Origin of the sequence: Mycobacterium sp. 852013-50091_SCH5140682, assembly GCF_001665685.1 — a bacterium.
In the GTDB taxonomy this organism is placed as follows: domain Bacteria; phylum Actinomycetota; class Actinomycetes; order Mycobacteriales; family Mycobacteriaceae; genus Mycobacterium.
Genome location: NZ_LZTB01000139.1, coordinates 1 through 26,933 on the forward strand (window position 1 = coordinate 1; position 26,933 = coordinate 26,933).

Here is a 26,933-nt window from a genome sequence, read left to right on the forward strand (position 1 = left end):
TCGAGTTTCCTCAAGCACGCCATCCGTCAGTCCGAGCGCTACGGGGTGCCCGCGCACCAGCTGCTGCACCGGGCCGGGCAACGCAAACTCATCGGCGGCCAGGAAGACCAGCTGATCGACATCGCGCTGGAAATCAAACGCGAACAGGAAGCCGAGAAGGCCAAGGCCTGACCCCGCAAGAAGGTTTGTCACGCTGGGCCTTCCGTTTTCGGAAGGCCCAGCGCAGGCTCTGTGTCAGCGATCCGGCCAGCCCAGCGCGTCGAACACCGAGACGGGGTTGAGATAGTCGCGCCAATGCGCGACCTCGCGGTCGCGAATCGTGATCACCGAGATGAACCTGTTCGCGTACGGCCGGTTTCCGTCGACCGTGTGCCCTTCCGACGCGTACTCCAGGATTGCGACGCTCCGGTGTGGATCGTGGTACACGGACAGATCAAAACAGCGGTCGAGCTGCATCGCGGCCCCATAGGGACGGTAGAGCTCGGCGAGCGCCTGCCGCCCTTCGACTCGCGGCGGGTACCCCGGCACCGTGATCACGTACTCGGTGACGACGTCCTCTGTCATGAGGTCGAAGAAATGGCCCGGTTCGACAAGGCCGTCGAGCCCTTGCTCGATGATCCGAAAGAACGGATCGAGCGCGGTGAAATCGTCAAGCTTCTCGATCGGTGTCTTCATCGTGCACTCCTCGCTTGTGTGGTCGGTGTGGATTGCTTCCATATTGGTGCCGCTTCTGTGGCGAATTCGGCGAAGCTGATCGGTGGCCGCCCGGTGACGGCCAGTACGTCGTTATTGGGGCGTGAGCCGTTGCCATCGGCGATGGTTGAGGTCAGTTGGCGCAACATCGTTGTGTAGTCCCGCGGGACGCCTGCAGCGATCATGGCGTCGATCCAGCTGTCCTGGGCGATGGGGCGGTAGGTGATCGCGCGGCCAGTAACCGCCGAGATTTCTTGTGCTGCTTGTGACACCGTCAATGCTTCTGGTCCTGTCGGTGCATAGGCGGCGCCGGCATGTGCGGAGGGGTCGGACAGCGTCGCTGCCGCGACTGAGGCGATATCGTCGGTGTGGACGTACGCCTCAGCTCCCTGGCCGTTCGGCACGGCGATCGTGTCGTCGACGGGAATCAGGAAGCTCTCGCTGAAGTTCTGCATGAACCATGCGGGCCTGATGATCGACGTGGTCAGCGCCGACCGAGACAGCAGGTCCAGTTCTACGGCGCGAACCGGAAGGTCCGCAGGGGCCAGTTCCATGGCGTACGCACTGAGATAGGTGACGTGATCTACTCCGGCTTGCTCAGTGTGGTCGAGGAAGTCGGACACGATGCCGGCGTAGTCCATCCGCATGACGGGCGCGACCAGGTATACGGCGCCGACGTCGGCAAGTGCGGGCGCGAATGTTGTTGTGTCATCCCAGTCGAATGCGATGTCGCTGCCGTGGCGCGAGGCGGTGCGCACAGCTGTGCCCCGCTGTGCGAGCTTTGCGGCGACCCGTGAGCCGGTCTTCCCGGTAGCGCCGAGAACCAATGTGGGCCGGTGTGGGTTGTTCATGGCTTCCATACTTATCTCGCTGAATGAGCTCCTCAATGGTCTTGACGCTCATTTGTTTGTGCGAGACGCTCATTGCGTGGACTTGCTCCAAGAACATCTGGTTCGTGCCCGTGCTGCTGGTGGTGTGTTTGCGCGGTCTGCGGCGGTTCCGCCGTGGGGACTGAGACTCCCGGGTGCCATCCAACTTGCCGTCCATGCCGTCATCCAGGGCACCGCCTGGTTGTGGGTCGACGGGGTCGGCGAACCGGTCCAGTTGCGGCCAGGCGACCTCGCCCTTGTCCGGGGTGGGCCCGACCACTGCATCGCCCATGAGCCCGGCGCCCTCTGCGCCTTACCTGACGACTTCCGATCACTGCCCGTTGCCGAAGAAAGTGCGCTCTCTGACAGGGCATCGGTATTTCTCTGCGGCGCTTACCGTTTCGCCGGGGACATCGGACAGGGGCTGGTTGACGCGCTGCCACCGATACTGCCGCTACCGGCCAACGTCGACGATCCGATCCATACCGTGGTGGCCCTGCTGTCACGAGAGATGCAGCACGAGAACCCCGGACGCCAGACCGTCCTCGACAGGCTGCTCGACGTTCTGGTCGTATTCGGACTTCGCGCGGGACTGAGTCGCAGTGCAACCCCGCCCGCGTGGTTTCGCGGCGCATCGGACCCGCGCCTGGCGCCGATTCTCCAGGTGATCCATGCCGAACCCGAAAAACCCTGGACTGTGGACGAATTGGCGAAGCTCGGCCATATGTCCCGGGCCACCTTCGCGCGCACGTTCCAGCAGGTGATCGGCCATTCGCCGATGAAATATCTGACGGACTGGCGGATGACGTTGGCCCGGGACCTTCTTCTCACATCGGAAGCGACGCTGGACGAGATCGCCGCTCAGATCGGGTATGGCTCGGTATACGCCTTCGCTACAGCGTTTCAGCGCCATCACGGTCAGCCGCCGCGGCGCTGGCAGACCGCTCAGGCTGGTAGTCAGACAGTGTCGGTCGACCACTGATCTTCGCCCCTGTCAGTGCGCCCCGGCAGTATGGAGCCATGGCAACCCGCGAACAGGCCCAAACCATTCTCGAGCAACTGGCCGGGCCCGCGGCGCGGTTGCGTGACGACCAGTGGACGGCCATCGAGGCGCTCGTGGTGCAGCGCCGCCAGGCGTTGGTGGTCCAGCGCACCGGGTGGGGCAAGTCGGCGGTGTACTTCATCGCGGCTAAGCTGCTGCGCAGCAGCGGGCACGGTCCCACGGTGATCGTGTCGCCGCTGCTGGCGCTGATGCGCAACCAGGTCGCCGCGGCCGAGCGGGCGGGGGTGGCCGCCGCGACCATAAACTCCGGCAACGTCACCGAATGGGACGCGATTCATCAACGGGTCGCGGCCGGTGAGCTCGATGTGTTGCTGGTGAGCCCGGAACGGTTGAACAATCCCGATTTTCGCGACAACGTGCTGCCCGCGCTCGCGGCCGACGCCGGTCTGGTGGTGGTCGACGAGGCGCACTGCGTGTCCGACTGGGGACACGACTTCCGTCCCGACTATCGACGCATCCGCACACTGATCGCCGAGCTCGGCGCCGACATCCCCGTGCTGGCGACCACCGCGACCGCAAACGACAGGGTGGTCAACGACGTCGCAGCCCAACTGGGCGTCGGCGGTCGTGACACGCTGGTGCTGCGCGGCGGGCTGGACCGCGAGTCGCTGCGGTTGGCGGTGGTCAAGGCGGGCAATCCCGCACAGCGTGCGGCCTGGATTGCCGCACAACTAGATTCGCTGCCGGGGTCGGGCATCATCTACACCCTGACCGTGGCCCAGGCCCACGATGTGGCTGCCCTGCTGTCCGAGCAGGGTCACAAGGTGGCCGCCTACACCGGGTCCACCGATCCTGCCGAGCGGGAGCAGTTGGAGGCCGACCTGCTGGACAACCAGGTGAAAGCGCTGGTGGCGACCTCGGCGCTCGGGATGGGGTTCGACAAGCCCGACCTGGGTTTCGTCGTGCATCTGGGTGCGCCGTCCTCGCCGATCGCCTACTACCAGCAGGTGGGCCGCGCGGGTCGTGCCACCGCCAGCGCTGAGGTCATCCTGCTGCCGGGCGTGGAGGATCAGGACGTGTGGCGGTACTTCGCGTCGGTGGCGTTCCCGTCGGAAGCCATGGTGCGCAATGTGATTCGTGCACTCGACCCCGAACGGCCACAGTCGGCTCCCGCACTGGAAACCCTGGTGGATCTCAACCGGTCACGCTTGGAGATGGTGCTCAAGGTGCTCGACGTGGACGGCGCGGTGTGCCGCGTCAAGGGCGGGTGGATCGCCACCGGTGAGCCGTGGAGCTACGACGAGGAGCGCTATCGCGCGCTCGACGAGGCGCGCCGGCGTGAGCAGCAGGCCATGCTCGACTACCTGGACACCGACGGCTGCCGCATGGCGTTTCTGCGTGGGCAGCTCGACGATCCCGAACTGCAGCCCGGGCAGCGGTGCGGCCGCTGCGACAACTGCACCGGAACCCGGTACGAGACTGCCGTCGACGAGGCCACTCTGACCGCCACGCGGGAGCGGCTGCGGCGTCCCGGGGTCGCGGTGGCACCGCGCAAGCAGTGGCCGTCGGGCCTGGCGTCCCTTGGTGTCGCGTTGTCGGGGCGGATCAACGACGGCGCCGCGCAGGGGCGTGCCATCGGCCGCCTCACCGATCTGGGCTGGGGCGCGCGGTTGCGCAAGCTGCTGGCCGAACCGGATCAGGACGTGCCCGACGAGGTTGTGCAGGCGGCGGTCGCGGTGCTTAAGGCCTGGAACTGGGAGCGCCGGCCTGTTGCCGTCATGGGTCTGGATTCGGAAAGCCATCCCGTGCTGATCCGCTCGACCGTGCAGCGGCTGGCTCAGCTGGGCCGGCTGACCGATCTGGGCACGCTGCGCTATGCACTCGACCGCCGGCCGGTGACCGCCGCGAATTCGGCCTACCGGGTCGCGGCGTTGAACGGCGCTTGGGAGACGCCTGCCATCGGCTGCGACGGGCCGGTCCTGCTGGTCGATGACATGACCGATACGGGATGGACCCTGACGATGGCGGCGCGCGTGCTGCGCGACGCCGGTGCGCCCGAGGTGCTGCCGTTCGTGTTGGCCGCCACGAGTTAGCGCGTCGGCTTCGAGCCGCCCAACTGGGCCGTCAGCACGTCGGCGGCGGCACACAGCCCGCGGGCGTGTCGAGTGATCTCCGCGTCGGACAAGGCCCGGCCGATCTGTAGCGAGACCACCATCACCTGGCGCTGATGATGGTCGAAGACCGGCGCGGCGATGACGCTGATGTTGTGGGCTTCGGCACCAGATTCGCTCGGGAGATACACGCGTTCGCCGATATCGGAGATCAGCTCGCCGAGCAGTGCGCGCAGCTCGTCGGGCAGCGTGCTCGACATGCCCGCCATCAGTGCGTAGAGGCGTCGACCGCCGGGGGTGAGACGTTCCACCAGGTACCCCGACGCGCGGCATTCGGCGATGACGCGGTCGAGACGCTTGGTGTCGGTACGCAGCGGGATGGTCGGTTCTTTGGCGAGCCAGTTCTTGACGGCTCGGTCGTCCCACAGCACGAACATCAACCCGACGGGCGGCGCGAACGGGTAGCTCTGCCCGATTTGCACCGTGATGGGGGTGCCGGGTGGTGCCACGAGTTCCAGCAGGGTGATGCGGTCGTCCACCACGCCTGAGAGGGCCGCGGTGGCGTTGAAGGTCTCGGAGAGCCGCCGTAGTTCGTCGCGCGCGCCGGGGCTGATGCGCATCGATTCCTGTGCGGTGTGGCCCAGTGAAATGAGCGCGGGCCCAAGCCGATAGGTCTTCTCCTGGGCGTCGCGGATCACGTAGCCGGCCTCGGCCAGGGTGCTGAGGATGCCCAGGCAGGTGGGCTTGCTCAACCCGATCCGGCGAGCCAACTCGGACAGGCCGAAGTGCTCGTGCGGATGCGCGGACAGGAAATTCAGGATGGCCACCACCCGCGCCGTGGGCGGCGACGCACGGCCGGCCGATTCCGCAACCGTCACCCGGCACCTCCGACATTGACTCGAACTAGAACACGTTTTAACCTCAGGTCGGAAACTCTACCACTGCGGTCCAATATTGGACCGCGAGGACGGGGACGGATGTACGCCCAACCACTTGTCGACGCCATCGCGGAGGCCGAGCGCCTGGTCCGCGAGGCGCCGCACATCGAATCCGAGGCCGATCTGCTCGAGGGTCTGCAATACCTCGCGGGCGGCATCTCGGCCTGTACGCACATGGCGTTCGACTACGACCGCGACCACCCGTTCTTGCAATCGGGCACCGGCCCGTTCAACAAGATGGGCCTGGACAACCCGGACACCCTGTACTTCGGTACCCGGGTGCAGGCGGGTCGTGAGTACGTTGTGACCGGAACGCGCGGCACCACAACGGATCTCAGCTTCCAGATGCTCGGCGGTGAATACACCGACTCAAACGTGCCCGACAGTGAGACGGCGTTTGACGACCGTGCCCTCGACATCGCCGAGGACGGCACCTTCGAATGGCGGGTGACGCCGAAAGGCCCGGCCCAGTTGGTGATCCGCGAGGTCTACAACGACTGGTCGGCTACTCGTGGCACCCTGGCGATCGCCCGCACCGACACGGCAGGCACCGCACCGCCCGCACTGACCCGGGAGCTGATCGAAAAGCGTTATGCCACCGCGGGCAAGCAGCTGGTGCAGCGGATCAAGACCTGGCTGCAGTTCCCGCAGTGGTTTTACATGAACATCCCCGTCAACACCATGGTGGCACCGCGGCTCACCCCCGGTGGCCTGGCCACCCAGTACTCGTCGGCCGGGCACTACGACCTCAAGCCGGATCAGGCGCTGGTCATCACGCTGCCCGTCACCGACGCGCCCTATCTCGGATTCCAGCTGGGCAGCCTCTGGTACATCTCGCTGGACTACATCAATCATCAGACATCGCTCAACGGCACTCAGGCCCAAGCGGATCCGGACGGCAAGATCCGCATCGTCGTCTCCGATGAGAACCCCGGCGTCACCAACTGGGTGGAGACCCTGGGCCACGCCAAGGGATTCCTGCAGTTCCGTTGGCAGCGCGTGTCACGGGAGCTGACCGAGGCCGACGGCCCGACAGTGGAATTGGTCGACCTCGCCAAGGTCGAGGCGGCCTTGCCGTACTACGAGAACAACAAGATCTCGCACGAAGACTGGCGGCAGCGAATCGCCCTGCGCCAGAAGCAAATCGCCAACAGGATGCTGGGGTAGCAGATGTCCGAACTTCTCGAAAACAAGGTGGTCGTCATCAGTGGCGTCGGCCCGGCTCTGGGCACCACGCTGGCGCGCCGGTGCGCCGAGGCGGGGGCCGACCTGGTGCTGGCGGCCCGTACCGTCGAACGCCTCGACGACGTCGCCAAGCAGGTCGCCGACCTGGGTCGGCGCGCCATCGCGGTCGGCACCGACATCACCGACGACGATCAGGTCAACAACCTCGTCTCAGCGGCGACCGAGGCCTACGGCAAGGTTGACGTGTTGATCAACAACGCGTTTCGGGTACCGTCGATGAAGCCGTTCGCCAACACCACTTTCGAGCACATGCGCGAGGCCATCGAGCTCACGGTGTTCGGGGCGCTGCGACTGATCCAGGCCTTCACCCCGGCGCTGGCCGAGTCGAAGGGCGCGGTCGTCAACGTCAACTCCATGGTGGTGCGGCACTCGCAGGCCAAGTACGGCGCCTACAAAATGGCCAAGTCCGCGCTGCTCGCGATGTCGCAGACGCTGGCCACCGAGCTGGGGGACCAGGGCATCCGAGTCAATTCCGTTCTGCCCGGCTATATCTGGGGTGGCACTCTGGAGAGCTACTTTGCCCACCAGGCCGGCAAGTACGGCACCACGGTCGACGAGATCTACAAGGCCACGGCCGCCGCATCGGATCTCAAGCGGCTGCCGACCGAGGACGAGGTCGCCTCGGCCATCCTGTTCATGGCCAGCGACATGGCGAGCGGCATCACCGGCCAGGCCCTCGATGTGAACTGCGGGGAGTACAAGGCATGAGCAGCGTGCGGACCGACGTCGGCACCGTCGACGATCTACACGCGTCAGCGACCAAGGCCACGGGACTCGACGATTTCGGGGCTGACGACGACAACTACCGCGAAGCCCTCGGCGTACTGCTCGAGTCGTATCAGCGCGATGCCGATCTCACCGAGCTCGGCAGCAAGATGTCCCGGTTCTTCCTGCGCAACGCCCTGATTGCGCGGCTGCTGAGTGAATCGTCCTGGAAGCAGTACCCCCAGCACGCCGAGGTGGCGATCGAGCGGCCGATCTTCGTCACGGGACTGCCGCGCACGGGCACCACGGTGCTGCACCGGTTGTTGACCGCCGACCCCGCCCATCAGGGTTTGGAGATGTGGCTCGCGGAATTCCCGCAGCCCCGGCCGCCGCGCGAAACCTGGCCGGAGAACCCGGTTTACCAGCAACTGGCTGCCCGCTTCGACCAGCATCACGAGGAGAACCCGGATTACACCGGGCTGCACTTCATGACCGCCGACGAAGTGGAGGAGTGCTGGCAGTTGCTGCGCCAGTCGCTGCACTCGGTGTCGTATGAGACGCTCGCGCACCTGCCCACTTACGCCCATTGGCTCGCCGGGCAGGATTGGACCCGGTCGTATCAGCGCCACCGCCGCAACCTGCAGCTGATCGGGCTCAACGATCCGGAAAAGCGTTGGGTGCTCAAGAATCCCAGCCATCTGTTCGCGCTGGACGCGGTGTTCGCGACGTACCCCGACGCGCTGGTGATCCAGTGCCACCGGCCGGCCGAGACCATCATGGCCTCGATGTGCTCGTTGTCCCAGCACACCACCGAGGGTTGGTCGAACAGTTTCATCGGAGCGCAGATCGGCGCGGACGCGCTCGAGACCTGGTCGCGTGGTCTTGAATTGTTCAATGCCGAACGTGCCAAGCATGATTCGGCCCAGTTTTACGATGTCGACTACTTCGAGTTCATCGCCGATCCGAGCGCGACCGTGGAGAACGTGTACCAGCATTTCGGCCTGCCCTACACCGATGCGGCCCGCGCTGCAGTCACCGCGGTGAACGAGGCCAGCAAGAAGGGGCCCCGCGCGCCCAAGCACACCTATGATCTGGCCGACTACGGGTTGACCACCCAGCAGGTCAAGGAGCGCTTCGCCGGGCTGTGAGCTGCCCTCACACCGTGGTGTTCGCGAGTGTGTTGATCCGCTTGAGCGCCTCGCGGGCGAGTGACTGCACGTCATAGCCTCCCACAGCGCCGCACGTCGAGATCTCGATGGCGGCGTTGTGGGCTGCGACGAACGCGCTGTCGCAGGCCCAGTCGCGGCCGCGGTAGGACCACAGCGCGATGTCCGGGGATCCCGAGTTCGACTGGGGCAGAAGAGTGAACGTGTAGTGCTGGCCGCGCATCGTGGTGACGGTGAACGTGACGTCGCGGCACGAATTGATGGTGTTGCGGGCGTCGGCGAGCGCCGCCTTCGGATCGAAGTCGCGCTGATAGACCGCGACCATCTCTTCGATATACACCCGACCCTCGTCGGCCCAGTGTCCACCGTCGGTAGCCGCCGGGTGACGTCCGGCGATGAACGGGGGATCGACTTCTCTGGCCACCCCACTGCACCTGTCGGGTGACACGGTGACGAACAGGTTGCCGTCCTGATCCTGGACGTGCGGACTCAACAGATCGTGCACCTGACCCGCCGGGATCGGTGCCACCGATTGCTCTGCCTGCGGGTGTGGCGTGTCGAGCACCCGGGTGCAACCGGCGAGCGCGAGGACCAGGACGAGGACCAGAACGGCCCCTCGTCGGGGCATGGCCTCAGCCGTCGCCAGGCGAGGGCGCAGAGGAGAACTCCTCCAGGCAACCCTCGGCGACAGCATGCCTGATGCTATCCGTCAGCCGCGGGCAGGAGCGTGCCCGTGCCGGATCGCCTCCGGATTCCCGCAGTTCGGCGAACACGGCGCAACGTTGCGTCGCCTCCGAACTCCACTGCACTGACGTGTGTTCCGGACCCAGCTTCTTGACCTGGACCGTGACGTGGCAGAACCGGCAGTCCACCGAGGCCAGGCCCGCGGTGAGGTACCGTTGCCGGTCCCGCTCGGTGGCCTCCCGGACTGCGGCCGCTCGTTGCGGATCGGACGCGAAATCCGGTGCCTTGGACCATGTTCCGGGCTTGCTGGCACTGCTGGCGGGGTGCGTGTCGTCGTCATCGTGCACCCCGTGCAGCAGCAGCATCGAGCGGGCCAGCTCGTCAACCTCGGGCCTCATGGCGTCGACGCCTGCTCCGCCTCTTGCTGCCGGAGGTTCTCCTCCACCTCGATGTGCCATTTCTCGTTGGCCGCGGTGGTGTCGATCTCCAGTTCGAACCGGTCGGTCATGTCCGGCGTGATGTCGGCGACGTCGACGTAGAACTGCTGGTACCAGCGGCGCATCTGATACACCGCGCCGTCTTCCTCGACCAGCAGCGGATTGTCGATGCGGGTCTTGTGTTTCCAGATCTCGACGTCCTGCATGAAGCCCTTGCTGACACCGTCGGTCATCGCCGCGGCCAGCTTCTCGGTGGTGGCGTCGTCCATGCCCTTGGGCTTTTCGACGATCACACCCCATTGCAGCACGAACGCATCCTGGCTGACCGGGTAATGGCAGTTGATCAGAATGGACTCGGCCTTGTAGCCGCCGTAGTTGTTGTGCAGCCAGTTGATCATGAACGACGGCCCGAAGTACGACGCCTCCGAATCCAGGTGCGCCTCACCGTAGGCGGTGCCCATCCCCCCGATGTCGGGGCGGCCCACGTTGTGCAGGTACTGCGATGCGATGTGGCCCTCGAACACGTTCTTGAAGTACGTCGGCAAGCCGAAGTGGATGTAGAAGAAGTGCGCCATGTCGGTGACGTTGTCGATGATCTCGCGGCAGTTGCTGCCCTCGATGAGCATCGTGTTCCACCGCCAATCGGTCCAGTCGTCGCTGGCGAACTCGGGGATCTCGGGGATCCGAACCTCTTCCTGCGGCGGGTTGCCCTCGTGGTCGTGCCACACGAACAAGAGGCCACCGCGGACATCGGTATGCCAGGCGCGGGTACGGGCCAGGCGGGGGGTGCGCTTGGCGTAGGGGACCAGCTTGCACTTGCCGTCGCCGCCCCAGCGCCAGTCGTGGAACGGGCAGGCGATGGTGTCGCCCTTGATGGTGCCCTGGGACAGGTCCCCGCCCATGTGACGGCAGTAGCCGTCGAGAATCTTGAGGTCCCCCTGCGAATCGGCGAAGACCACCAGCTTGGTCCCGAACGCCTCGATGGAGTGCGGCTCGCCGTCCAGGAAGTCCTTCACCGGTCCGAGGCAGTGCCAGCCCCGCGCGTACCGATCGGGCAACGCGCCGGTGTCGATCTCTCGAATGGCAACACCGGTTCCCCGGTCGCTGCGCTCCTGCCCACCGGCAGTGTCCGTAGCCATGACGCCTCCAGTCTTCGCTCTCTAACTAGAACACGTTACAGTTTTGCCTCCGCGTCTGGCAATGAGGGGTACGTGACCTGCGGCATACCGCGCCCTCGGCCGCCTCACGTGGCGGGCACACCCACCCGCAGCGCGATCTCCTGCATCCTTCCCACGCTGGTCACGACCTCCGGTGTGGCCGGTTGACCAGGGGCGCTGTCGAACTCGAGCCGCACCAGCGCACGCCCCTCGGTGAACATGAGAAGCGTCACTGCTTTGGCGCCATCGGGGGAGACGCCGGCGACGATGGTGCCGTCCGTGCCGACCGGAAACGGCTGCGGGGTACCACCGGTGACAATGGTGCTCACGGCGGTCGACGCCTGACGCAGCGTGGCCGTGGCGGTGGCGGCGTCGGGATAGATCAGGATCGTGTCCGCGATGGCCTTGGTGTCGTCGGTGTTCACGAAGAACGCGCTGGCGCCGGACATGCCGTTGGGGTTGGTGTTCGACGATCTGACCGTGAACGTGTCCGGCGGAATGCTGATGTCGGTGGCGGTCAGCATCAGACGGCTGTAGTCGAGGCTGCCGGGCTTGGTGGCACCGCCGGCAGGCGGGGCGGCTGCGGGTGGCGCGCTGGACGCTGTGGTGGGCGTCATACCCCATCGCGCGGCGGAGCCTGGATCGGTTGCGGAGCAGCTCGCCGCTGTCGTGGCGACGATCGTGGCGAGACCTGCAGTGAGCACGAGTTTCAACGGCGATGACGTCGGGAACGGCATAATTACTGTTCACAGTACGCGTCGCGATGGGCGAGTGCCGGGCCCGCGGAGCTGGCCTGCGGTATATGTGAACGATGCCCCTGTACTCATTTGAGGGTCGCGCGCCCAGAGTGGATCCGACTGCGTTCGTGGCGCCGACCGCGACGTTGATCGGTGATGTCACGGTCGAGGCCGGTGCGTCGGTGTGGTTCAACGTGGTCCTGCGGGGCGACTACGCGCCCATCGTGATCCGAGTGGGCGCCAACGTGCAGGACGGCTCGGTTCTGCACGCTCCGCCCGGTATCCCGGTGGACATCGGGCCGGGCGCGACGGTGGCGCACATGTGCGTCGTGCATGGCGCACATGTCGGTGCCGAGGCACTGATCGCCAACCACTCGACGGTGCTCGACGGCGCCGTGATCGGGCGACGCAGCTTGATCGCCGCCCACTCATTGGTGGTGGGCGGCACCAAGATTCCCGACGAGGTGCTGGTCACCGGTGCGCCCGCGAAGATCAGGGGACCGATCGGCGGCACCGGGGCCGAGATGTGGGTCAACACCAACCCGCAGGCCTACCAGGAATTGGCCCAGCGGTACCTGACCGGGCTCACGGAGATATCGGAGGGTTAGTTTCGCCGATCGCGGAAAGGTCGCCCTCGAGTGCGAGTACCTCGAGGCTCAGGTGGATTGCGGTGATCAGCGTCGGTGACCGCAGCGACTCACCGAACATCGACTCGACGCGTTTCACTCTGTGCCGCACGGTGTTCGGATGTACGTTGAGCGCCTTCGCTGTTGCTACGACATCGAGGTCATGGGCGAAGAACGTGCGGATGAACTCGAGGTAGCCAGCGTGCTGCCCGAGCACGGCGAGCTGTTCGGTGGCTTTGGCCGCGGTGGTCTCCCGGTGTTGTCCGGTCAAGAGCCAATCTGCGATGCCCACGTCCTCGAACTTGGTGTAGCGGAGGTTCCGCGTTTGCGCGGCCCGCAGCGCCCGCTGTGCGTTTCTCAAACGTTCCGGACCGGTGCGCACATCCTGGAACGGTTCGGAGAAGCCGCAGACGGCACCTTCGGGCTGGTTGGTGATCCAGCCGTTGACGGCGGGGACGTCGGCCGCGAGTACGCCGATCAGCTGATCGGCGAGCTGCGCGAACATCACGGGCAGGCGCATCAATCTCGCGAGATCGAGCGCATCAGTCTCCAGGGCGTCAAGCGCGGTCGCGGCTCGCGTTACCCAGCGTCCGGCGTCGTAACCATCCGTGGGAGACATTGCGAACACCCGCAATTGGGGTCGGTGCCCGAACCTCAACGACTCCAGATGTCCTTCAGCGCTGAATTGATCGATGATCTCACCGGCAACCAGCTCGCGCACAAACGCTGCCTGGCGTGCACGGTTCTCTACCGCCGCCCGGTAGCGCGACCGCTCGATCGCGTTGAGCAGGCGCACGGAGACCTGGAGAGTCGATCGGGCGAGAGCGTCGGGAACTTCGTGACGGGTCGAGGCGACCACAAGCCAGTGTGGTTCTCCGCCAGGCTCAATCGGGTCGGCTGTCACCGACCACTTACCGACGCTGAACCGTAGATGGCCGCTGCGGCCACGCAGTTGGGACCGCATCAGATGCGACGGCGCCTTGCCGGCGGCCGCGACGACGTCACCCAGCTCGTTGTACAGCAGTACGCTGCAACGCAATATCGCGGCCAGGCGGGATATCAGCTCCTGCTCGGGATCAGCGGCGCCCAGCGCGTCGAGTAGCTGATCCTGCATCTGCAACGCACGCCGCAAGGAATGCGACTCAACCGAATGGGTCTGTTCCGCAACACGATCGATCACCGTCATGAAGGCGACTTCGCGCGGCACGGTGAACACCGCGAAGTGATGACGGTTCGCCTCGTCCACCAGTGCGCGAGGCACTTCATCGGTGACAACCCCGAGGCCGTACCCGAGGGCGGCGACGCCGGCCGACACCAGCTCGCGCACGAGGCCGCGGTACGCCTGCGCTGATTGTCCGCTCCTGGCGGCATCGCCGTAGAGCGACCCCGTCGTCAGCATCACTGTTCCCGGCTGCAGCCACTCCGACGGATGGGCGATCTCGATCGCATGTGCGCCCGACAGCGGTACGTGCGGATTGCAGTCGCTCACCAGGGCAAGGCCGAGCGACTGATCCAACAGCAGATCAACAAGGCGGAAATCGTCGTTTTGCACGGGTTGCAGCCGCCTCATCTGGACAGTTAAAAACTCCAACCTGATTGTAGCCAACAGTCACTTTCTCCAATTGGCCCAGGATTCGTGCAGCTCAATACTTGACCACACTTCACAAGAGGAGGCTTGCAATGAAGCAGAACACAGCCACGAAGACCCTTCGTGTTGCTGTCGACGTGGGTGGGACGTTTACCGATGTGTGCATCTTCGACGAGCGTGACCAGAGCACCCGCGTTGCCAAGGTGCCGTCCACTCCGCACGACCCGATGGAGGCGGTCGTTGCCGGTGTGCGATCAGCCGGTGTCGATCTCTCAGCGGTGACCCTGTTCTCGCACGGCACGACGGTCGCGACCAATGCGTTGATCACGCGCCGATTTCCGGCTGCCGCGATGGTGTGCAGCGAGGGGTTCCGCGACATCCTGGAGATCCGCGACGGCACGAAAGATGAACTCTGGGATGCCTACGTCGACGTCGGCGCGCCGTACATCAAGCGGCGAAACCGGTACGAGGTGCCTGAGCGAATCGATTATGTCGGCTCGATAATCACTCCCCTCGACGAGGACAAGGCACGAGACGTCGCACGCATCCTGCGGCGCAAAGGTGTACTGACCGTGGCTGTTTGCTTCATGAACTCCTACGTCAATGACACCCACGAACGAAGAATGCGCGACATTCTGCTCGACGAGATCCCCGGCGTCACGGTGTCGACGTCAAGTGAGATCCTGCCGGAGATCTTCGAATACGACCGCGCGTCCACGACAGTGGCCAATGCGGTGCTCGCCCCGCTGGTGAGCGGTTATGTGAAACGACTCGAAGGGTCTCTGCGCGCCGACGGTTACGACGGTGACCTGTTGCTGTTGCACTCCGGCGGTGGATCGATGACGCCGGCCATGGTCGACCGCTACCCGGTGCGGTTGGCCGCCTCGGGTATCGCCGCGGGCGCGATCGCGGTGGCCGACATCGCTTCCCGGTGCGGGTACCCCAATGCGATCGGCCTCGACATGGGCGGGACGAGTTCGGATATCTCTCTGGTCTACGACGGTGAGATCCGCACCACCAAGCGGTGGCAGGTCGAGTATGGCTTCCCGATCTGTTTCCCCAGCATCGAGGTTCTCACCATCGGTGCGGGCGGCGGCTCGCTCGCCTGGATCGATGAGGCCGGCTCCCTGCGTAACGGACCCCAATCCGCAGGTGCGGCACCCGGTCCGGCCTGCTACCAACGCGGCGGTACCGAACCGACCAACACCGACGCCAACCTGGTGCTCGGCCGACTGGGCGAGTCGCTGATCGGCGGCGAACTGACGCTCGACGTCGATGCGGCGCGGGAAGCCGTGCGCACCGGCATCGCTGAGCGCCTCGACCTCGATGTCGATACCGCTGCGTCGAACGTCATCCAGGTCGCCAATGCCAATATGGCCGACGCAGTCCGATTGTTGTCCATCCGCCGTGGGTACGACCCGAGGGACTTCGTCCTGGTGGTTTGTGGTGGGGCCGGCGCACTCCACGGCGCCGCCCTGGCCAAGGAGCTGTCGATCCCCACGGTCGTGGTGCCGGCTCACCCTGGAATCACCTCGGCGCAAGGATGTTTGCTCGTCGACATTCGGCACGACTTGTCTGCGATGTTCCAGCGCATCGCTTCCGACGTCAACCCGGCAGAGCTCGAATCCGAATTCGCACAGCTGGAAAAGGAGGGCCTCGCGCGGCTCCGGCACGAGGGGGTCGAAGAGGATCGCATGCGTATCGACCGCTCGATCAGCATGCGCTACGCGGGACAATGGCGGTCGCTGAGCGTCGCCGCCGACAACCAGGACGGGTTCTTGGACCGTGCGGTCGAACTCTTCCACGAAGAACACGAACGCGACTACTCGTTCCGCCGCGAACACGTTGACGTCGAGATCTACCAAATCGGCGTTCGCGCCATCGGCGAGACTCCGAAACCGCGCTTCCCCCAACAGAACGCGTCGGACGCACCCACGCCGTCGCCACTCACAATTCGTCAGGTCTACTTTGACGAAGTCGGTGGGCGCGTGCCGACGCCGGTCTTCGACCGCGACGAACTCATCGCCGGAAACTCGATCGACGGGCCCGCCATCATCGACCAGCTCGACTCGACCACTGTCATACCGCCGTCGACCACCGCCGTCGTCGACGAGTGGGGCAATATTCGAATCCATATTCACCAGGAGCAGCAGTGAACGCCGCAAGCACTACCCGCCGCCGCCTCGATCCGGTCACGTTCGAGGTCCTCAAGAACGCGTTCGTGACGTCCGTCGACCTGATGAGTGAGCAGATTCTGCGCACCTGCTACTCGTTCGTCATCTACAGCCGAGACTTCTCCTCGGCGTTGTGCGATGCACAGGGCAAGACGGTCATGCAGGGCAGCCAAGACATTGCGGTGCACGTCGGAACGCTGCACTTCCAATGCAAAGCCGTGCTCGAAGAGTTCGGCGACGACATCAATCCCGGTGACGTCTTCTGCATCAACGACCCCTACCGCGGTGGCACCCACCTCAATGACGTCAGCTTCATCCGGCCGATCTTCGCCGATGCCCAGCTGATCGGATTCGCCCAGAACAAGGGACATTGGGCCGATATCGGCGGCAGCGTCCCTGGATCTTTCGACGTCACCGCCACTGAACATTTCGCCGAGGGGTTGCGGATCACGCCCGTCCGTATCTGGCACGAAGGCCGTTTTCTCGCAGATGTCGCCAAACTGCTGGTGGCCAACACCCGGGCCCCGGAGATCAGCTTGGGCGACCTGCACGCCCAGGCCGAGGCAACTGGCGTGTGCGAGCGCGAGATTCAACGACTGGTCACCAAGTACGGCCGCGACACCGTCGTCGAAGCCATGGCCGAGGTGCAGGACTACGTGGAGCGCATCGTCCGCCAGCGCGTCGCAGAACTGCCCGACGGCGAGTGGGTGACCGAGGACTACCTCGACTCGGATCCTTCGAAACCGGAAGGGATGGTGCCGATCCGAGTGAAAATGACCATCGAGGGAGATCAGCTCAGTTACGACCTTTCCGGCAGCGCCCCCGCGGTAGCGAGCTTCCTCAACTGCGGGTACGGCACGGCCTTCTCCGGAATTGTCGCGGGCACAAAGACGTTTTTTCCCGACGTTCCGCTGAACTCCGGCTTATACGCCGCCATCAATACCGACATCGGGCCCGAAGGCACTGTGGTCAACGCGGGCTGGCCGATCGCGGTGACCGGATTCTGTTCTGGCCCTTACGAAAAAATCATGAACGCCATCTTCGAACTATGGTCGGCGATCACGCCCGAGCGGGCCATCGCATGTTCATTCAACCTTGAGTACCTTCTCGTCGGCGGCCGCGACGCCCGAGCCGACGAACGTCCGTTCTTCATGTGGTACGACTGGATGGCCGGCGGGTGGGGAGGACGCAGCACCAAGGACGGTTCCACTGCCACGGCGCCGGTATTCGGTGTCGGACTGGCCGTCCAGCCGTGCGAGGGTCAAGAACGCCTGACTCCGGTGCTGACGACCAAGCACGCGATCATCCCCGACTCCGGCGGGCCGGGTTTGTACCGTGGAGGCTGCGGCGTGACCAAAGGCGGCATCCTGACCGACTGCGAGAACACCGTGATGTCCTATTGCTGCGACCGATCCAGGTCGGTTACCTGGGGCATCGACGGCGGGCTCCCCTCGATTCCTCACGGCGTGTGGCTCAACCGCGGCACGGCAGAAGAAGCGTTTCTGGGATCGGTGTTCTCCGGTGTTGTGGTGCAGGCCGGCGACACCTTCGAGCGGCCGTCGGCAGGCGGCGGCGGACTCGGCGATCCCCTCGACCGCGCTCCGGAGGCTGTCCTGGAGGACGTGATCGACGGCTATGTGACCATAGCGGGCGGCGCGCGCGACTACGGTGTGGTGATCACGCCGATCGACCCTGAGATCGACCAGTACGAGATCGACCGCACCGCAACCGATGCGCTGCGCGCCGAAATCCGGGCAGCCCGCAAGCAGTGGCTCAACGTCGACCCCGCTGAGGTCGCTGCTCGATTCCGTGACGGTGAGCTCGATACCTTCGATCTGTTGCGCCGCTACGGAGTCGTGGTCGACTGGGGGACCGGCGAACTGCTCCCGAACACCACCAAACAATTCCGCGACCTGCTTCAGGTGCGGGCCACCTCGCACTGGGAATGACGACGCGTCGCGGTTGGACCCGGGTACGGCATCATCGCCGTGCCCGGAGTCCTGCCGCCATTGCCTTGCCGAGCTCTAGCTCTCGATCTTCTCGGCGGTCGCGCGGTCCACTTCCCAGTAGGCGCGCAGCGCCACCAACTGTCCCGCTTCGTTGGCCCGGTAGGTGAAGACGCCGGGAGTGGTGATGCGGTGCCCACCCATGGTGGTGACGATGCTGCCGACGTTGGCCTCTTCACTGCCGCACTGGTACGTGTCAAGGAACTTGAACTCGAGGTTGTCGGTGGGGGCAATCGCCTTGTCCCAGAAGGCCGCGATGGCCTCCTTGCCGCGATGGCCCATGCCTTCCGGGTCGAAGAACGACGGTCCGATCGGATCCTGCACGATCGCGTCGTCGGCGAAGTTGTCCAACCAGGCCTGCTTGTCCCGGGCGGCCACCGCATCCCGGGATCGCTTGCCCGCCAGATGTGCCGGATGGTTCGGATCGCTCACTGCCATGTCAGTCCTGCCAGCCGGAGTGAATGTAGGTGTCGGCGAACCGCTTGAGTGAGTCCTGCTTCTTGTCCAGCGGAGCGTCGAAGCCCAGGCCCTCCAGCAGCCACGGGATGACGATGTTGTCGGTGATGCCTGCCGCGGCGAGCTCGCGATGCCCGTCGAGGTCGAATTTGTCGATGCACACCGCCTGGTACTCGAAAGGCTCGTCGGCGCGGCCGTATTCGGCCCGCAGCTTGTTGAGCGCCTGAACCGTCTCGGCCAGTTGGGCACACGTCATCATCGCGCTCGTCCACCCGTCACCCACCCGGGCGGCCCGCTTGAGTGCGACCGGCGTGTGCCCGCCGACGTAGAACGGGACGGGCTGCGACGGCGCGGGACTCATCTGCAGGCGCTCGAAATCGTAGAACTCGCCGTGGAACTCGACCATGCCGCCGCCGAGCACCAGCTTGAGCACCTCGATCATCTCGTCGACACGGGCACCGCGTTTGGCGAACGGCACCCCGCACCATTCGAATTCCTCCGGCGCCCAGCCGATCCCGACACCGAACCCGAAGCGGTTGTTGGTGAGGTTGGCCACCGAGCCGACCTGCCGCGCCAGCAACAGCGGATTACGCGAGCCGAGTTTCATGACATTGGTGTAGAACCGCAGCGTCGAGGTCGCCGCACCCATCGACGCGGCCGCGATCAGCGGATCCACCCACGGGGTCTCGGCATTCCACATCCGCGACCCGTCGGGCGTGTACGGGTAATCGGCAGCCTGCTTCTCCATATAGAACAACGAATCGGGCAGGGCGATGGCATCGAACCCGACTTCCTCTGCGGTACGGGCCAACCCGGTCAGATGTTCCAGCGGACCCATGGCCACGCTCAGCGTGTACTTCATCATCACTTGTCCACCGGCTTGTCGCTACCGACCACCCACATCGAGTAGTACTGCGAGCCACCGCCATACGCGTGACCGAGAGCCTTGCGGGCACCCTCGACCTGATGTTCGCCTGCCTTGCCCATGACCTGAATCGCCGACTCGGCGAACCGAATCATGCCGGACGCGCCGATCGGATTGGAGCTCAGCACGCCGCCGGAAGCGTTGAACGGGATCTTGCCGCCGATGGCGGTTTCGCCGGCCTCGGTGAGCTTCCAGCCCTCGCCCTCCGCGGCAAAGCCCAAGTTCTCCAACCACATCGGCTCGAACCAGGAGAACGGCACATATACCTCGGCGACGTCGATCTCGTCGATCGGGCTGGTGATGCCGGCGTCGCGCCACAGCGCGGCCGCGGCGTCCCGGCCGGCCTGCGGGTTGACCTGGTCGCGGCCCGAGTAGGCCAGCGGTTCGGTGCGCAGCGCGGTGGCGTGGATCCAGGCGACCGGGTGTCCGTTGGCAACTCGGGCGTCGGCCGTCTCCTCATCACCGATGACCATCGCGGCCGCACCGTCGGAGGACGGGCAGGTCTCGTCGAAACGGATCGGGTCCCAGAGCATCTGGGACGACATCACCTTCTCCAGTGTGATGTCGGGCTGATGCAGGTGGGCCAACGGGTTCTTGGCGCCGTTGAGGCGGTCCTTTACCGCGACCATCGCGCCGATGTGATCCGGTGCGCCCGAGCGCCGGATGTAGGCGCGTACGTGCGGTGCGAAGTATCCGCCTGCACCGGCGCCGACCGGCTTGGTGAACGGCACCGGGATACTCAACGCCCACATGGCATTCGACTCGGACTGCTTCTCCCACGCCATGGTGAGCACACGGCGGTACTTGCCGGATTTCACCAGGCTCGCGGCGACGACGGCCGTCGATCCGCCCACCGACCCTGCGGTGTGCACACGGATCAGTGGCTTGTTGGTCGCGCCGGTCGCGTCGGCCATGAACAGTTCGGGCATCATGACGCCCTCGAAGAAGTCCGGTGCTTTGCCGACCACGACGGCATCGATATCGGCCATTGTGGAACCCGAGTCGGCGAGGGCTTTATCTATGGCCTCGCGCACCAGGCCGTTCATCGAGACATCGTGCCGTTTGGCCACATATTTGGTCTGCCCGGTGCCGAGAACGGCTGCCTTGTTGGCCATCAGTTGCTCTTCCCTTCCAGCACGGCGACCAGATTCTGTTGCAGTGCAGGGCCACTCGTCGCGTGCGCGAGCACGCGGCCCGCGGACCCATCGAAGATGTGCTGTGCGGCGAAGCCGATGCGCTCCAGACCGGCCGAGAACATCGGGTTGGCCGCAAGCGCGCCACCCGACGGATTGACGTTGGTCGACGCGCCCAGCCCGATCGCCTCGGTGAGGATCAGCTGCTGGTGGGTGAACGGCGCGTAGATCTCGGCCACCTCGATCGAGCTCACATCTCCGCCGGTGGCGGCCTGGGCCGACGCGGCAGTGGAGGTCGACACGGTCAGATCGCGCGCGCCGAGCACCGGGGTCTCGATGCGGTGCTCGAATCCGGTGATCCAGGCCGGGTTTTCGCGAAGCTCGCGAGCCCGGTCTCCGGCTGCCAGCACGATCGCTGCCGCACCGTCGGTGATCGGGGCGATGTCGTGGCGGCGCAGCGGGTCGGCGAAGAACGGGCGGTCCAGCAATTCGCTGATGCTGCCGGTGACCTGCTCACGGTCGGTGCGACCACCCGCGGCATACGAATCCAGCGCCACCTGGGCCATCTGCTCGGCGGTCCACTTGCCGGCGTCCAGGCCGAACCGGGCCTGCAGTCCGGCCATCGACACCGAGTCCGGCCACAGTGGCGCGACGGTGTATGGGTCGGTCTGCAGCGACAGCACGCGGCGCAGCACGCCGGCCGAGGACTTGCCGAAGCCGTAGACCAGCGCGGTGTCGACCTCGCCGGTGAGGATCTTGATGTAGGCCTCGTACAGGGCCCACGCCGCGTCCATCTCGACGTGGGACTCGTTGATCGGCGGTACTGCGCCGATCGAGTCGATCGCGGAGATGAACGAGAATGCCCGCCCGGCCAGGTAATCCGAAGAGCCCGAGCACCAGAAGCCGATATCGGTCTGCTGCAGGCCCAGTTCGGCGTACAGCTGGGCGAAACACGGCATCAGCATCTCGACGCCGTTGGTGGTGCCGTCGGTGCGGCGCACATGCGGGGCATGCGCGAAACCGACGACAGCGACATCACGAAGAGTCATGTGGGGTTTCCCTTTACAGGTGGTGCTTGTAGCTGTCGTAGTCGGCGTCGGGCTCGCCCGTCGGCCGGAAATGGGAGATGTTGTCGATGCCCAAGCCCCATTCCTCCCGGGGGCGCCATACGGCCTCGACCCGCATGCCCATGCGGACCTCGTCGGCGGGGATCTCGGTCACCAGGTGCAGGAACGGGATGTCAGCGCCGTCGAGCAGCACGTATGCCGCCACATACGGCGGTTTGATGCGCTGACCGGCGAAGGGGATGTTGATGATCGCGAACGTCGTGACCGTCCCCTTGTCGGACAGCTCGACATATTCGGTCAGCTGCTGGCCGGTGGCCGGATCAGCCTCGCGCGCAGGGAAATACACCTTGCCGTTCACGCCCGTGCGCGCACCCAGCAGCGTGCCCTCCTGCAGTGCCCGCAGGTACGCACTCTCCGGGTACGACGCGGAATGCTGGATCTCGATGGACGTCGGCACCACGAGCATGGTGATCGGATCGCGGTCGTCAGAACTCGATGCGGACACGTCTGCGGTGTTTTCAGCGGTGTCCCCGAGCGCGAAGTACGCGATATCGGTGATCGCGCCGACGGGTTCGTCGACCCAGTGCACATGGACCCGGGCGCCGGTGCTGATCTCGCCCGCGGCGGCGTCGACCGCATGCAGCAGTGGGGTGTCGGCGCCGTCGAGTTTGATCAAGGCCCACGCGAACGGCCGGTCCAGCGGCTGGCCCTCCAGCGGCTCGGGCTGCCAGGTCCAGGACACCACGGTGCCGACGCTGGAAACCGGTACCACCTCGGTCAGGGCCTCGTAGGTGACCGGGTCATACTCGGCGGGTGGCACATGCACACGCCCGTCCGACCCGCGTACGCCGACGACGCGGCGATCACGCAGGGCAGTGAAGAACTGACCGAGCACCGGGCCCACTGAACGGGTGTAGTCAAACGACAGTTTCAGTGGCGCAGAAAGTGGCGGCTCGTGATGATCTATCGAGGCCGGGCGGCTTTGGCTGGCTGTCACACATCGAGTAGAACAGGTTCTAAGAATCGTGGCAAGGACGGGTCGAAAGGCAAACTAATGAAGCTCGGTCTTCAGCTCGGATATTGGGGCGCGCAGCCGCCCACCAACCATGCGGAACTGGTGGCTGCCGCCGAGGAAGCCGGGTTCGACACCGTGTTCACAGCCGAGGCGTGGGGTTCGGACGCGTTCACGCCGCTGGCCTGGTGGGGGCGCGAAACCACCCGGCTCCGGCTGGGCACATCGGTGGTGCAGCTCTCTGCCCGCAGCCCGACGGCGTGCGCGATGGCGTCGCTGACCCTGGACCACCTCTCGGGCGGCAGGCACATCCTCGGGCTCGGGGTGTCCGGACCGCAGGTGGTCGAGGGCTGGTACGGCCAGAAGTTCCCCAAGCCGTTGGCCCGCACCCGCGAATACATCGACATCATCCGCCAGGTGTGGGCCCGGGAGGCCCCGGTGACCAGCGCGGGACCCCACTACCCGCTGCCGGTCACAGGCGAGGGGACGACGGGGTTGGGCAAGCCGCTCAAGCCCATCACCCATCCGTTGCGTGCCGACATCCCGATCATGTTGGGTGCCGAAGGTCCGAAGAACGTCGCACTGGCCGCCGAGGTCTGCGACGGCTGGCTGCCCATCTTCTACACGCCGCGCATGGCCGACACCTACAACGCCTGGCTCGACGAGGGATTCGCGAAACCGGGGGCCCGTCGATCCCGCGAGGACTTCGAGATTTGCGCGACGGCCAACATCGTGATCACCGAGGACCGCCCCGCGGCGTTCGCGGCGATGAAGCCGTACCTCGCGCTGTACATGGGCGGAATGGGGTCGGAGGACACCAACTTTCACGCCGAGGTGTACCGCCGCATGGGCTATGGCGACGTGGTCGACGAGGTGACGGCGCTCTTCCGCAGTGACCGCAAGGATGAGGCGGCCAAGGTCATCCCCGACGAGGTGGTCGACGACGCGGCCATCGTCGGCGACAAGGACTACGTGCGGGAGCAGATCAAGGTCTGGGAGGCCGCGGGCGTCACCACCATGGTGGTGAGTGGCCGTAGTGCCGAGCAGATCCAGGAGCTCGCCACGCTCATTTGAGCTTCGCGAGCAGACGCAGACTCGCACGTTTTGGGCAGGAAATATGCGAGTCTGCGTTTGCTCGCAGGAAACGGTAGACACTTCTTGCAAAGTGTTTAGAACGCGTTCTAGATTTGGGGTGTGACCGAGCACACCATTGCCGGGTCCGTCGTGACCATGCCCGTACGGATCCGCACCGCAGATCAACACATGGCGATGTTCTCGGTGGATGCCGACGCTGCGCAGCGGATGATCGACTACAGCGGCCTGCAGGTCTGCCGCTACCGGCCGGGCCGCGCAGTCGTCGTCCTGATGCTGATGCGCTACCTCGACGGTGACCTGGGCCAGTACCTGGAATACGGCACCAACGTCATGGTCAACCCGCCCGGTTCGACCGCGGCAGGCGTGCGCGCCCTTCAGTCCGCCGGGGCGTTCATCCACCATCTGCCCGTCGACCAAGAATTCACGCTGGAGGCCGGTCGGTCGATCTGGGGATACCCAAAAGTCATGGCGGACTTCACTGTTCGTGACGGTCGGCAGTTCGGGTTCGACGTGACCATCGATGGGCAGCTCGCGGTCGGGATGGAATTCCGACCGGGTATACCGGTGCCTGCCAGATTCACCTCCAAACCGCAGGTCCACCCGACCTTCTCGCACCTCAACGGTGTCACGCGGGAAACCGCGGGGGAGATGCGGCTTTCCGGCGTGCGCTATCGGCCGGGCGGGGTCCGGCTGTGGCTCGGCGATCACCCGTACGCCAAAGAACTTGCGGCACTTGGCTTGCCCAAACGCGTCCTCATATCGAGCTCAGTGCAGAACGTGGAGATGACGTTCGGCGACGCCAAGGAGATCTCATGACCCAGACCCTTCCCAGCACCAAGCCCGACGTCGATCTGGCCGACGGGAGGTTCTACTCCGACGGCGGAGCCCGTGAGGCCTACCGCTGGATGCGGGCCAACGAACCGGTGTTCCGCGATCGCAACGGCCAGGCCGCGGCCGCCACCTATCAGGCGGTCCTCGACGCCGAACGCAATCCCGAACTCTTCTCCAGCGCAGGCGGTATCCGGCCCGACCAGCCCGGTATGCCGTACATGATCGACATGGACGATCCCGCACACCTGTTGCGGCGCAAGCTGGTCAACGCCGGGTTCACCCGCAAACGCGTGATGGACAAGGTGCCGTCGATCATCCGGCTGTGCGACACCCTGATCGACGCCGTGTGCGAACGCGGCGAGTGCGACTTCGTCCGCGACATCGCCGCGCCGCTGCCGATGGCCGTCATCGGAGACATGCTCGGCGTGCTGCCCGAAGAGCGCGACATGCTGCTGCGGTGGTCCGACGACTTGGTGTGCGGACTGTCCTCGCACGTCGACCAGACCGTCATCCAAAAGCTGATGGAGACGTTCGCCGCCTACACCGAGTTCACCAGGAACGAGGTCATCAAGCGGCGGGCCAATCCCACCGATGACCTGTTTTCGATCCTCGTCAACGCCGAGGTCGAAGGCCAGCAGATGAGCGACGACGAGATCGTCTTCGAGACACTGCTGATCCTCATCGGTGGTGACGAGACCACCCGGCACACCCTGAGCGGCGGGGTCGAGCAGCTGCTGCGGCACCACGATCAATGGGAGGCGCTGGTGGCGGATGAGCGCTTGCGCGAAGACCAAAAATCGCGCCCGGACAAGCTCCCCGGCGCCATCGAGGAGATGTTGCGCTGGACCTCGCCGGTGAAAAACATGTGCCGCACGCTGACCGCCGATACGACGTTCCACGGCGCCGAGCTCAAATCCGGCGAGAAGATCATGCTGATGTTCGAGTCGGCCAACTTCGACGAGGCCGTGTTCGGTGACCCCGACACGTTCCGGATCGACCGGAATCCCAACAGCCATTTGGCATTCGGCTTCGGCACGCACTTCTGCCTCGGCAACCAGCTGGCCCGGCTCGAGCTCAAGCTGATGGTCGGGCGGCTGTTGCAGCGGCTGCCCGATCTGCGGCTGGCCGACGGAGCCGACGTGCCGCTACGCCCGGCGAACTTCGTCAGCGGCCCTGAGGCGATGCCGGTGGTGTTCACGCCGACCGCTCGCGGATCAGTCTTCGAGGAATGAGACGTTGTCGCTGACCGGGTTTCGGGGAGGCCGGACGTTGTTCGCCGGGAAATCCTTGACGCCGTAGCCGACCGCGACCCCGCACAGGATGCGCATGTCGTCGCTGATCCCGAGTTGCTCGCGCACGATCTCGGGGTAGCCGGCGATGGATACCTGCACGCAGCTGTCGAGTCCGCGGGCGGTGAGCGCCAGCAGGAAAGTCTGCAGGAACATACCCACGCCGAGGCTGTCGGCGTGGCTCAGCTCGCGGTGCATGCATACGACGCCGGCCAGCGGGGCGCCGAAGAATTCCCAGTTCCGGAGTACTGCAAGGCGTCTGGCCTCCGCGTCGGCGCGGGCTATGCCCATCGCGGCGTACACCAACGTGCCGACGTCGCGCCGGTAGTGCTCGAACTGTGCGGGCAGTGGCGGGATCTGCGGATCCGTCGCCTCTGCTTCGGCCACCAGTGCCTTCACCAGCCGGTCGCGCGCGGGGCCCGTCGTGAACACAACCTGCCACGGCTGGACGTTGGAGTTCGAGGGCGCGTGGATGGCGAGCTCGAGGGCTTCGTCGACCAAGTGTCGAGGAACGGGCTTGTTTGGTCGGAACAGCCGGGTGGAGTGCCGCGCTTGGATCGCCGCCTCGAGGTCATGCATAGCTCGGGACGGTATAGGCCCTGGTTGGCGACCACGCAGTCATTTTCTGTGTGCTCCGGAAAAGCTATGTACTGGTTAAGTTTTCGCTATGTCTCTGGTCGGCGAACTTCCTTTGCCGTGACACTATTAGATAGCCTGTCTAAATGTGATGACGAGGAGGTGCACGATATGGCACGACGTAAATTGCGGCAGAGGCTGATCGGCGGGGTGGTGATCAGCGGAGCGCTTGTGGCGGGATCGCTCGGTGTGTCTGGGGTGGCCAATGCCGAGCCCGCGCCGATGCTGGCAGGCGTCCAATTAGGGCCCGTCCCGCTCTGGGGTACGCCGCCGCCACCGCCGAACGGAAGGTAGGCCGACCGGGGCCGGTCAGGCGCAGGGCTGAGGAACCGGCCCGGGTCGAACCCCGG

At 65.3% G+C, this 26,933-nt stretch carries 27 protein-coding genes; 13 read left to right on the top strand and 14 right to left on the bottom strand.

The features are described from left to right. Nucleotides 1–171 (top strand): 4-hydroxy-2-oxovalerate aldolase family protein (locus A5784_RS38025; RefSeq protein ID WP_502687565.1); only part of this gene is annotated, 171 nt, incomplete at its 5' end. Between the two features lie 63 nt (nucleotides 172–234). Here the strand turns inward: A5784_RS38025 and A5784_RS36280 are convergent. Continuing rightward, nucleotides 235–675, bottom strand: a complete 441-nt coding sequence (locus A5784_RS36280; protein WP_064949696.1) for a nuclear transport factor 2 family protein — start codon at nucleotides 673–675, stop codon at nucleotides 235–237. Next, complete coding sequence (locus tag A5784_RS36285; protein WP_064949719.1) at nucleotides 672–1,544, bottom strand: NmrA family NAD(P)-binding protein; 873 nt, start codon at nucleotides 1,542–1,544, stop codon at nucleotides 672–674. Before A5784_RS36285 ends, A5784_RS36280 begins: the two co-directional genes overlap by 4 nt. On the opposite strand from A5784_RS36285, the gene A5784_RS36290 reads away from it, so the two are divergent. Both A5784_RS36290 and A5784_RS36295 read left to right on the top strand, forming a co-directional pair. Beyond that, complete coding sequence (locus A5784_RS36290; RefSeq protein WP_197514994.1) at nucleotides 1,543–2,544, top strand: AraC family transcriptional regulator; 1,002 nt, start codon at nucleotides 1,543–1,545, stop codon at nucleotides 2,542–2,544. The two genes, A5784_RS36285 and A5784_RS36290, sit on opposite strands and share 2 nt — an antisense overlap. A gap of 38 nt (nucleotides 2,545–2,582) precedes the next feature. Beyond that, the gene (locus tag A5784_RS36295) at nucleotides 2,583–4,658 is read left to right on the top strand and encodes a RecQ family ATP-dependent DNA helicase (RefSeq protein WP_064949698.1); all 2,076 of its coding nucleotides are present in this window, start codon (nucleotides 2,583–2,585) and stop codon (nucleotides 4,656–4,658) included. Here the strand turns inward: A5784_RS36295 and A5784_RS36300 are convergent. After that, the gene (locus A5784_RS36300) at nucleotides 4,655–5,554 is read right to left on the bottom strand and encodes an IclR family transcriptional regulator (protein ID WP_064949699.1); all 900 of its coding nucleotides are present in this window, start codon (nucleotides 5,552–5,554) and stop codon (nucleotides 4,655–4,657) included. The genes A5784_RS36295 and A5784_RS36300 overlap by 4 nt on opposite strands. Before the next feature lie 99 nt (nucleotides 5,555–5,653). Here A5784_RS36300 and A5784_RS36305 point away from each other — a divergent pair, with 99 nt between their 5' ends. The 3 genes from A5784_RS36305 to A5784_RS36315 are packed head-to-tail and all read left to right on the top strand — an operon-like array spanning nucleotide 5,654 to nucleotide 8,712. After that, nucleotides 5,654–6,781: a hypothetical protein gene (locus tag A5784_RS36305; protein ID WP_064949700.1), complete on the top strand. Its 1,128-nt coding sequence runs from the start codon at nucleotides 5,654–5,656 to the stop codon at nucleotides 6,779–6,781. A gap of 3 nt (nucleotides 6,782–6,784) precedes the next feature. Beyond that, a complete protein-coding gene (locus tag A5784_RS36310; RefSeq protein WP_064949701.1) occupies nucleotides 6,785–7,567 on the top strand; it encodes an SDR family oxidoreductase in 783 nt (260 codons plus the stop codon). Then, entirely contained in the window at nucleotides 7,564–8,712 is a 1,149-nt protein-coding gene (locus A5784_RS36315) for a sulfotransferase family protein (protein ID WP_064949702.1), read from the top strand. Before A5784_RS36310 ends, A5784_RS36315 begins: the two co-directional genes overlap by 4 nt. A gap of 7 nt (nucleotides 8,713–8,719) precedes the next feature. Here A5784_RS36315 and A5784_RS36320 read toward each other — a convergent pair whose 3' ends face one another. The 4 genes from A5784_RS36320 to A5784_RS36335 form a co-directional block, all read right to left on the bottom strand. Beyond that, nucleotides 8,720–9,358, bottom strand: coding sequence for a sensor domain-containing protein (locus A5784_RS36320; RefSeq protein ID WP_064949703.1), 639 nt, complete (start codon nucleotides 9,356–9,358; stop codon nucleotides 8,720–8,722). 4 nt (nucleotides 9,359–9,362) lie between these two features. Further along, nucleotides 9,363–9,812 (bottom strand): hypothetical protein, encoded by a 450-nt coding sequence (locus A5784_RS36325; protein ID WP_064949704.1) that lies wholly within the window; start codon nucleotides 9,810–9,812, stop codon nucleotides 9,363–9,365. After that, a complete protein-coding gene (locus tag A5784_RS36330) occupies nucleotides 9,809–10,990 on the bottom strand; it encodes a 3-ketosteroid-9-alpha-monooxygenase, oxygenase component (RefSeq protein ID WP_064949705.1) in 1,182 nt (393 codons plus the stop codon). Before A5784_RS36330 ends, A5784_RS36325 begins: the two co-directional genes overlap by 4 nt. Nucleotides 10,991–11,094: 104 nt before the next feature. Continuing rightward, the gene (locus tag A5784_RS36335; protein ID WP_064949720.1) at nucleotides 11,095–11,625 is read right to left on the bottom strand and encodes a hypothetical protein; all 531 of its coding nucleotides are present in this window, start codon (nucleotides 11,623–11,625) and stop codon (nucleotides 11,095–11,097) included. A gap of 194 nt (nucleotides 11,626–11,819) precedes the next feature. Between A5784_RS36335 and A5784_RS36340 the strand changes: the two genes are divergently transcribed. Continuing rightward, the gene (locus A5784_RS36340) at nucleotides 11,820–12,353 is read left to right on the top strand and encodes a gamma carbonic anhydrase family protein (RefSeq protein ID WP_064949706.1); all 534 of its coding nucleotides are present in this window, start codon (nucleotides 11,820–11,822) and stop codon (nucleotides 12,351–12,353) included. On the opposite strand, the gene A5784_RS36345 is transcribed toward A5784_RS36340, so the two are convergent. After that, nucleotides 12,331–13,923 carry a PucR family transcriptional regulator gene (locus A5784_RS36345; RefSeq protein ID WP_156750969.1) on the bottom strand — a complete coding sequence of 531 codons (1,593 nt, stop codon included), beginning with the start codon at nucleotides 13,921–13,923 and terminating at the stop codon, nucleotides 12,331–12,333. The two genes, A5784_RS36340 and A5784_RS36345, sit on opposite strands and share 23 nt — an antisense overlap. Before the next feature lie 128 nt (nucleotides 13,924–14,051). Between A5784_RS36345 and A5784_RS36350 the strand changes: the two genes are divergently transcribed. Together A5784_RS36350 and A5784_RS36355 are read left to right on the top strand one after the other, a co-directional pair. Further along, nucleotides 14,052–16,115: a hydantoinase/oxoprolinase family protein gene (locus A5784_RS36350; protein WP_064949708.1), complete on the top strand. Its 2,064-nt coding sequence runs from the start codon at nucleotides 14,052–14,054 to the stop codon at nucleotides 16,113–16,115. Then, complete coding sequence (locus tag A5784_RS36355; protein ID WP_064949709.1) at nucleotides 16,112–18,082, top strand: hydantoinase B/oxoprolinase family protein; 1,971 nt, start codon at nucleotides 16,112–16,114, stop codon at nucleotides 18,080–18,082. The genes A5784_RS36350 and A5784_RS36355 overlap by 4 nt, the downstream gene beginning before the upstream one ends. A 75-nt stretch (nucleotides 18,083–18,157) precedes the next feature. Here the strand turns inward: A5784_RS36355 and A5784_RS36360 are convergent, their stop codons facing one another. Genes A5784_RS36360 through A5784_RS36380 form a run of 5 tightly spaced genes read right to left on the bottom strand, consistent with a single transcriptional unit; the run spans nucleotide 18,158 to nucleotide 22,717 of the window. Then, nucleotides 18,158–18,577, bottom strand: coding sequence for a nuclear transport factor 2 family protein (locus A5784_RS36360; RefSeq protein ID WP_064949710.1), 420 nt, complete (start codon nucleotides 18,575–18,577; stop codon nucleotides 18,158–18,160). Between the two features lies 1 nt (nucleotide 18,578). Continuing rightward, the gene (locus A5784_RS36365) at nucleotides 18,579–19,457 is read right to left on the bottom strand and encodes a TIGR03619 family F420-dependent LLM class oxidoreductase (RefSeq protein ID WP_064949711.1); all 879 of its coding nucleotides are present in this window, start codon (nucleotides 19,455–19,457) and stop codon (nucleotides 18,579–18,581) included. A 2-nt stretch (nucleotides 19,458–19,459) separates the two neighbouring features. After that, entirely contained in the window at nucleotides 19,460–20,635 is a 1,176-nt protein-coding gene (locus tag A5784_RS36370) for a thiolase family protein (protein WP_064949712.1), read from the bottom strand. Then, a complete protein-coding gene (locus tag A5784_RS36375) occupies nucleotides 20,635–21,702 on the bottom strand; it encodes a thiolase family protein (RefSeq protein ID WP_064949713.1) in 1,068 nt (355 codons plus the stop codon). The genes A5784_RS36370 and A5784_RS36375 overlap by 1 nt, the downstream gene beginning before the upstream one ends. Before the next feature lie 13 nt (nucleotides 21,703–21,715). Beyond that, nucleotides 21,716–22,717 carry a Zn-ribbon domain-containing OB-fold protein gene (locus tag A5784_RS36380; RefSeq protein WP_064949714.1) on the bottom strand — a complete coding sequence of 334 codons (1,002 nt, stop codon included), beginning with the start codon at nucleotides 22,715–22,717 and terminating at the stop codon, nucleotides 21,716–21,718. A gap of 57 nt (nucleotides 22,718–22,774) precedes the next feature. Here A5784_RS36380 and A5784_RS36385 point away from each other — a divergent pair, with 57 nt between their 5' ends. From A5784_RS36385 to A5784_RS36395, 3 genes are all read left to right on the top strand, one after another. Further along, complete coding sequence (locus tag A5784_RS36385) at nucleotides 22,775–23,806, top strand: LLM class F420-dependent oxidoreductase (RefSeq protein WP_064949715.1); 1,032 nt, start codon at nucleotides 22,775–22,777, stop codon at nucleotides 23,804–23,806. Between the two features lie 120 nt (nucleotides 23,807–23,926). Next, nucleotides 23,927–24,643: an acetoacetate decarboxylase family protein gene (locus A5784_RS36390; RefSeq protein ID WP_064949716.1), complete on the top strand. Its 717-nt coding sequence runs from the start codon at nucleotides 23,927–23,929 to the stop codon at nucleotides 24,641–24,643. Then, complete coding sequence (locus tag A5784_RS36395) at nucleotides 24,640–25,890, top strand: cytochrome P450 (RefSeq protein ID WP_064949717.1); 1,251 nt, start codon at nucleotides 24,640–24,642, stop codon at nucleotides 25,888–25,890. Before A5784_RS36390 ends, A5784_RS36395 begins: the two co-directional genes overlap by 4 nt. Here A5784_RS36395 and A5784_RS36400 read toward each other — a convergent pair. Next, nucleotides 25,873–26,526, bottom strand: a complete 654-nt coding sequence (locus tag A5784_RS36400; protein WP_064949718.1) for a nitroreductase — start codon at nucleotides 26,524–26,526, stop codon at nucleotides 25,873–25,875. The genes A5784_RS36395 and A5784_RS36400 overlap by 18 nt on opposite strands. Before the next feature lie 168 nt (nucleotides 26,527–26,694). Here A5784_RS36400 and A5784_RS38680 point away from each other — a divergent pair, with 168 nt between their 5' ends. Then, the gene (locus A5784_RS38680; RefSeq protein ID WP_156750968.1) at nucleotides 26,695–26,877 is read left to right on the top strand and encodes a hypothetical protein; all 183 of its coding nucleotides are present in this window, start codon (nucleotides 26,695–26,697) and stop codon (nucleotides 26,875–26,877) included. Nucleotides 26,878–26,933 lie beyond the last annotated feature (56 nt).